At 72.6% G+C, this 7,305-nt stretch carries 4 protein-coding genes; 1 reads left to right on the top strand and 3 read right to left on the bottom strand.

Annotation, left to right across the window (positions count from 1 at the left end):
• Positions 1-2,829 (top strand): type I polyketide synthase (locus ACZ7L0_RS43870; protein ID WP_471248185.1); only part of this gene is annotated, 2,829 nt, incomplete at its 5' end.
• Positions 2,830-2,991: 162 nt separating this feature from the next.
• On the opposite strand, the gene ACZ7L0_RS43875 is transcribed toward ACZ7L0_RS43870, so the two are convergent.
• From ACZ7L0_RS43875 to ACZ7L0_RS43885, 3 genes are all read right to left on the bottom strand, one after another.
• Positions 2,992-3,198, bottom strand: a complete 207-nt coding sequence (locus ACZ7L0_RS43875; RefSeq protein ID WP_471248186.1) for a ferredoxin — start codon at positions 3,196-3,198, stop codon at positions 2,992-2,994.
• A gap of 49 nt (positions 3,199-3,247) precedes the next feature.
• A complete protein-coding gene (locus ACZ7L0_RS43880; RefSeq protein WP_471248187.1) occupies positions 3,248-4,486 on the bottom strand; it encodes a cytochrome P450 in 1,239 nt (412 codons plus the stop codon).
• Between the two features lie 92 nt (positions 4,487-4,578).
• The coding region (locus tag ACZ7L0_RS43885) for a type I polyketide synthase (protein ID WP_471248188.1) at positions 4,579-7,305 on the bottom strand (2,727 nt) is incomplete at its 5' end.

Consider the following 7,305-nt stretch of genomic DNA (forward strand, 5'->3'; position numbering starts at 1 on the left):
CACGGCGACGACCTCTACGCCGAAGTCGAACTCCCCACCGACACCTGGGACGACGCCACCCACTACGGCCTCCACCCCGCCCTCCTCGACTCGGCCATGCACGTGGCTCTGGTCGACGACAGCGGTGAGCGGGACGGCGCGCCCGTGCTGCCGTTCGTGTGGAACCAGGTCCGGCTGAACGCCACCGGCGCCACCCGCCTGCGCGTCCACATCGCCCCGGCGGGCGAGAACAGCGTCAGTGTGCGGGTGACCGACGGGGCGGGCGAGTTGGTCCTGTCGGTGGGGTCGGTGGTGGGCCGGCCGGTGTCCGTGGAGCAGCTGGAGGCCGCGAGCGGAGGCGGCCTGGAGCGGGTGCTGTGGCGGATCGACTGGATCCCCGCGACCGTCGAGAACACCGGCGCCGGCGCGCTGCCCGCCTGGGACGACCTGCCCGCCGAGACCGAAGCGCCTCCGACCGTGGTCTGGGAAGTCCCGGCCGGGGACGGCGACGTACCGACGCGGTCGCGTGCTCTCGCGGTCGTGGTGCTGGAGCGGGTGCGGCAGTGGCTCGAGGACCCGCGTTTCGCCTCCAGCCGTCTGGTCGTGGTCACCCGTGGTGCGGTCGCGCTGTCCGCCGACACCGGTGTGGATGTGGCCGCTGCCGGTGTGTGGGGTGTTCTGCGGGCCGCGCAGGCCGAGAACCCGGGCCGTTTCACCCTCCTCGACCTCGAATCCGGCGCCGACCCGGCCCTCGCCTCCGGGGCGATCGCCGCGGGCGAGGCCGAGATCGCCGTACGCGACGGGCAGGTCTTCCTCCCCCGCCTGGCCCGTGTCATCGGCACCGGCGATTCCGCCCCCGTCGAGGCCGCATGGCCGGCCGGGACGGTGCTGGTCACCGGTGGTACCGGTGGTCTGGGTGCCCTGGTCGCCCGCCATCTGGTCGACCGGCACGGGGTCACCGACCTGCTGCTCACCAGCCGACGCGGCCTGGACGCGACGGGAGCGCCCGAGCTGGTCGCCGAGCTGGAGGCAGCCGGTGCCCGGGTCAAGGTGGCGGCCTGCGACGTCGCCGACCGCGACGCGCTCGCCGAACTCCTCGCAGGCGTCGACTCACTCACCGGCGTGGTGCACGCGGCCGGAGTGATGGACAACGCCCTCGTCCAGGACATCGACTCCGACCGTCTGGCCCGCGTCTGGGCGCCGAAGGCCGACGCGGCCTGGCACCTGCACGAACTCACCGCGGATCTCGACCTGTCGGCGTTCGTGCTGTTCTCCTCCGCAGGCGGACTCGTCCTGGCCGCAGGACAGGCCAACTACGCCGCCGCCAACACCTTCCTCGACGCCCTCGCCGCCCACCGCCGCAGCCAGGGACTGCCCGCCACCTCCCTCGCCTGGGGCCTGTGGGCCACGGCGACCGGCATGAATCAGGCCCAGGCGGATGCGGAGACCCGTATGGCCCGCCTGGGCCTGCCCGCCCTGCCCGTCGACGAGGCGCTCGACCTGTTCGACGCCGCGCTGGCCCGGCCCGAGCACCCGGTGCAGATCCCGCTGCGCATCGACACCACCGCGCTGCGGGGGCAGACGTCGGTTCCCGCGCTGCTGCAGGGGCTGGTTCCGCCGGTGCGGCGCAAGGCCGGCGGGGCTCCGCAGGCGGCTTCGCTGCGGGGGCGGCTGGCGGAGCTGGACGACGCCGGGCAGACGCGGCTGCTGACGGAAGCGATCCTGACGTATGCCGCCTCGCTGCTGGGGCATGCCGACGTGGACGCGGTGGATCCCGAACGGGACTTCCTGGAGGCGGGTTTCGACTCGCTCAGCGCGATGGAGTTGCGCAACACGCTCAACGCGGCCACCGGGCTGCGGCTGTCGGCGATGGTCGTCTTCGACAACAAGAACCCGGCGGCGCTCGCCCGTTTCGTGCAGGGCGAGTTCCGTGCCGCCGCGGCGGCCGGGACGGTCGGCGAGGCGGCCGGCGACACGGGCCGGGCGGCGGCGGACGGTGACGAGGCGGCGGACACGCTGAGCGCTCTGTTCCGTCGGGCCGTTCGCAACGGGCCCATGGCGAAGGCGTTCGACCTGCTGGCCGCGGTGGCCAACACGCGGCCCGGCTTCGCGTCGGTGCGCGAGCTGGATCAGGCGCCGCCGCCGGTGAAGCTGGCCGACGGTCCCGGCACACCCCGGCTGATCTGTGTGAGCACGCCGATGGCCACCGGGGGTGTCTACCAGCAGGCCCGCCTCGCCTCGCACTTCCGCGGCGTACGGCAGGTGTCGGCGGTCCCCGTGTCGGGCTTCGGCTCGGCGGAGCTGCTGCCGACGACCCCTCAGGCGGCCGTCGAGGCGCTGGGTGCTAGCACCCTGGCGGCGGCGGAGGGGCAGCCATTCGTCCTCGTCGGCTACTCCGCGGGCGGTCTGCTCGCCCATGTCACCGCGCAGTACCTGGAGAAGGAGGCGGGGGTGTCGCCGGCGGCCGTGGTGCTGCTCGACAGCTACCGGGCCGACACCGGCGGCAACGACCTGGACGAGGGCCTGGTGCTGCACATGCTGGACAAGGAGGCGACCCTCGGCCGGTTCGACAGCGACCGGCTCTCCACGATGGGACGCTACGTGGAACTCGTACCGAAGCTGGTGACCGAACCGATCCAGGCCCCGGTGCTGTTCATCCAGTGCACCGAGTCGTTCTCGCCGGACGGCGCCCCCGTGGACGCCGCAGCGCACGGGGAGGACTGGCAGGCCAAGCCGTGGGACGCGTCGCACGCCGTGCGAACGGTGCGGGCGAACCACTTCAGCATTCTGGAGGGGGCGGCCGAGGACACCGCGCGGATCATCGAGGAGTGGATCAGCACGCTGGGCTGACGGGCCGAGCGGGAGAGTCGGTGCGTGGGTGCCGGTCCGGCGAGCAGATCGCCGGGCCGGCACCGTCGTAGGGAACGGCCGCGGTGAACGCAGCGCACGGATGAGCGCCCCTGCCCGGTGGGGCAGGGGCGCTCCGGTCGTCTTCGCGTCCGCGTCCTCGCGTCAGCGGGGGGCACCGTCCTCGACGAAGATCGCCGAGACGGGGCAGGTGAGGACCGCGTGGTCCACCGACGCCCGGTGCTCGGCGCCGGGGGTGTCGTCGGTGAGCAGGACGCGGCCGTCATCGTCGTCCTGGGTGAAGACGGCGGGCAGTGTGAGAACGCACGTGCCCGAGCCGATGCAGCGCTCACGGTCGACATGGATTCGCACCGGTGGTTCCCTTCCTCGTGGCCCGGTTGTCCGGGGTCGCCGCCGCAGGTCACCAAGTGACGGGAAGCGCGTCCAGTCCCTGGATGAGCGTGTACTTCTTGAACGGCAGTTCCTCCACCGGCACCGCGAGGCGCAGCGTGGGGATGCGGGCGAAGAGGGTGTTGTAGACGATCTCCAGTTCGACCCGGACGAGGCTGGCGCCGGGGCACTGGTGGATGCCGTGGCCGAAGGCCGAGTGCAGGCCGACCTCGCGGAAGATGTCGAGGGTGTCGGGGTTGTCGAAGACCCGCTCGTCGCGGTTGGCGGAGCCGTTGAGGGCGATGATGCCCTCGCCCTTGCGGATGAGGACGCCCTCGATCTCGATGTCCGCCGTGGCGGTGCGGGAGGTCGCGGAGTCGGCGATGCTCAGGTAGCGCAGGAGCTCCTCGATGGCGTTCTTGGTCAGCGACGGGTCCTGCTTGATCCGCTCCAGCTGGTCGGGGTGCTCGAGGAGCACCCCGACGCCGAGGACGATCATGTTGGTGAGGGTGTCGAAGCCGCCGGATATGAGCATCCGGGCGAGGGCGACGACCTCCCGGTGGGTGAGGGTGCCCTCCTCGCGGTTCTTCGCCACGACCCGGCCGAGCAGGTCGTCGGTCGGCTCGGCCTCCTTCGCCGTCACCAGCCTGTCGAGATAGGCGTCCATCTCCGCCATCGCCGCACCGATTTCCTGCGGGGTGACGTCGCTGCGGACGGTCCGGTCCGCGAAGTCGCGGAAGTGGGGGACGTCCTCCAGCGGCACCCCGAGGAGCTCGCACAGGATGAGCGAGGGCACCGGGATGGCCAGCGCGGTCAGCAGGTCGACCGGGCCGCCCTGCTCCAGCATGGCCGTGATGTGCTCGTCCACGACCTCCTGGATGCGCGGGCGCAGCGCCTGGACGCGCTTGACCGTGAGCTCGGGGATGATGAGCCGGCGGTGCTGGGCGTGCTGCGGCGGGTCCATCGCCACGAGCGGGGTCTGCATCGCGGCGAGGGCCTCCGGGGGCACCGGAACCTGCAGCGGATAACCGGGGTTGACGAAGCTGGAGCTCATCTCCGACTCGGTCAGTACCCGCCGGACGTGCTCCTGCCGGGAGACGACCCAGACTTCCTTTCCGGAGACCGCGAGCCTCACCTTGAACACGGGCTTTTCGGCCCGCAATTCGGCGTACTCGGCAGGCGGCTGGAACGGACATCTGCGTTCCATCGGAAAGAGCGGGGGTTCGGCCTCGACATCCACTCCTCGCGCGCCCTCACTCGTCACGGTCATGATGGGTTTCCTCTCACTGTTCGAATCCACCTCTGCGCAGTATGTGGTTTCGGACAGTGGCCGAACATCCCCTATTGACCCCTATCGGTTGCTCACTTGAATATCTCGAGTTCGCTGTCCAGGATGTCGAAGAGTTCATCGGCGGACGCGGCCGCGAGATCGGCGTCCACGGTGGGCGCGTCGGTCTCGAAGAGCAGTTCGCACAGGTGGGCGGCGAGGTCGGCGGCGGAGGGGTGGTCGAAGATCAGCATGGGCGGCAGGTTGCGGCCGGCCAGGGTGACCATCCGGTTGCGCAACTCCAGCGCGCTGAGCGAGTCGAACCCGATGTCCAAAAAGCCCCGGTCGGGGTCGATGGCCTCGAGGTCGCTGTGTCCGAGCACCTCGGCGGCCGCGGCGCGCACCAACTCCAGCATGCGGCGGTCGCGTTCGGCGGTCGGCAGCCCGGACAGCAGGTCGACGGCCGTCCCGGGCGCCGAGCCCGCGGCTTCGTTGCGGGCGGCCCTGCGGGCCGGGGTGCGCACGAGGCCGCGCAGCAGCGCCGGTGTCTCGCCGTCGCGGACGCGCAGCGCCGCGGTGTCGACGCGCATCGGTACGACGACGGTCTCGCCGGTCGCCATGGCGGCGTCGTACAGCGCGAGTCCCTCCTCGGCGGTGAACGCCGGCAGTCCCTGGCGGCGCATCCGTTCGAGGTCGGCCTCACTGAGTTCGCGGCTCATACCGGTGTCGATGCCCCAGGCCCCCCAGGCCAGCGAGGTGACGGGCAGCCCCGCGGCACGGCGGTGGACGGCGAGGGCGTCGAGGAAGACGTTGGCGGCGGCGTAGCCGGCCTGGCCCTGCGCGAGGACGAGGCCACCGGCGGAGGAGTACAGCACGAACATCGACAGGTCGCTGTCCCGGGTGAGTTCGTGCAGATGCCAGGCGGCGTCGGCCTTCGGGCCGAAGCCCTCGTCGAGCCACTCCACGGGCCAGGTGGCGACCAGGCCGTTGTGCACGACACCGGCCACATGGACCACCCCGGTCAGCGGGTGCTCGGCCGGGATGCCGGCCAGCAGTTCCCGCAGCGCCGTGCGGTCCGACACGTCGCAGGCGGCGACGGTGGCCTGTGCGCCGAGGCCGGCCAGCTCGGCGACGAGGGCGTCGGCGCCGGGGGCGCCGGGGCCGCGACGGCTGGTCAGCAGCAGGTGGCGTACGCCGTGTTCGGTGACGAGGTGGCGGGCCAGCAGGGCGCCGAGGCCGCCGGTGCCGCCGGTGATCAGGACGGTGCCGTCGGGGTTCGGCTCCCGGGTCTCCTGCGCTCGCTCCTGCGGCGCGGTGCCCGCCGTGATCCTCGCCAGGCGCGGTACGACGACGTCGCCCGCCCGGATCGCCGCCTCGGTCTCCCCCGACGCGGCCACGCCGGCCAGCGCCGTGCGGGACTCGGGGGCGGCGTCGACGTCGACGAGGACGAACCGGCCGGGGTGTTCGGCCTGGGCCGCCCGCACCAGGCCCCACACGGGGGCCGTGGCGAGCTCGGCGACCTCGCCCGCGCCGGCGGCGACGGCGCCCTGGGTGACGATCACGAGCCGGGAGTCGGCGAAGCGCTCGTCGGACAGCCAGTTCTGCACCTGCCCCAGCACGTCCCGGGTGGTGGCGCGAATGGCGTCGAGGACGTCTCCGTCGGCCGCGGGGCACGCGTACAGCACGGCTTCCGGCACGGTCTCGGCGTCGAGCGCGTCGGCCAAGGACGGCAGGGCCGCCTCGGTCTCCGGCACGGCCAGGGCGGTCCACTCGATGCGGAACAGCGACTGGTCGCCGGCCTGCGCGGACGAGCGGAGCTGTTCGGCCGATACGGGCCGGAAGGCCAGGGACCGTACCGAGGCCACAGGTGCGCCCGTGGTGTCGGCCAGTTCCATGCGGACGTTGCCGGGGGTGTCCCGCAGCAGGGCGACGCGCAGCGCGGTGGCGCCGACCGCATGGAGGGTCACTCCGCCCCAGGAGAACGGCAGCAGGGTCTGCTCGTCACCGCTGTCGCCGAGGCTCAGCGCGTGCATCGCCGAGTCGAGGAGCGCGGGGTGCAGACCGAAGCGGGCCGCCTCGGTGTGCTCGTGCTCGGGCAGGGCGATCTCGGCGAACACGTCGTCGCCGCGCCGCCAGGCCGCCTTCAGCCCCTGGAACGCCGGGCCGTAGGCGTAACCCTGACGGAACAGCAGGTCGTACATGCCGGTCACGTCGACGGACGTGGCACCGGCCGGCGGCCAGTGGCTGAGGTCGGCGGAGGGCTCGGCGGTTTCCTCGGCGAGGGCGCCCACGCCGTGCAGCGTCCAGGGCGTGCCGGTCTCCGCGCCCGGGTCGCGCGAGTAGATGTGCAGGGTCCGCCGGCCCTCCTCGTCCGGGCCGACGGACACCTGGACGTCCAGTCCGCCCCGGTCGGGCAGGATCAGCGGCGCCTGAAGGACCAGTTCCTCGACCGCGCCGTAGCCCACCTGCTCGGCGGCCCTGACCGCCAGTTCCACGAAGCCGGTGCCGGGCAGCAGCAGGCTGCCGAGGACGTCGTGGTCGGCGATCCAGCGTTGGGTGTCGAGGGCGAGCCGACCGGTCAGAACGACCCCGTCCGTCTCGGCCAGCCCGACCGTGGCCCCGAGCACGGGGTGTTCCACGCCCTGCTGACCGACTGTGGACAGGCCGGTGTCGAGACCGGCCTGGTCGTCGGCCCAGTAGCGCTTGCGCTGGAAGGCGTAGGTGGGGAGGTCGACGCGGGAGGCGTTGCGGCCGGTGAAGAAGCCGTCCCAGTCGACCGGAGCGCCGGAGGCGAAGAGGTCGGCGAGGGCGGTGACGGTGGT

The sequence above is a fragment of the Streptomyces sp. NPDC039424 genome (assembly GCF_055639495.1).

What these genes read in the sequence shown, in the direction of transcription:
- ACZ7L0_RS43880 (WP_471248187.1), bottom strand. Translation starts at nt 4,486, where the DNA reads ATGACCGTGACGAGTGAGGGCGCGCGAGGAGTGGATGTCGAGGCCGAA.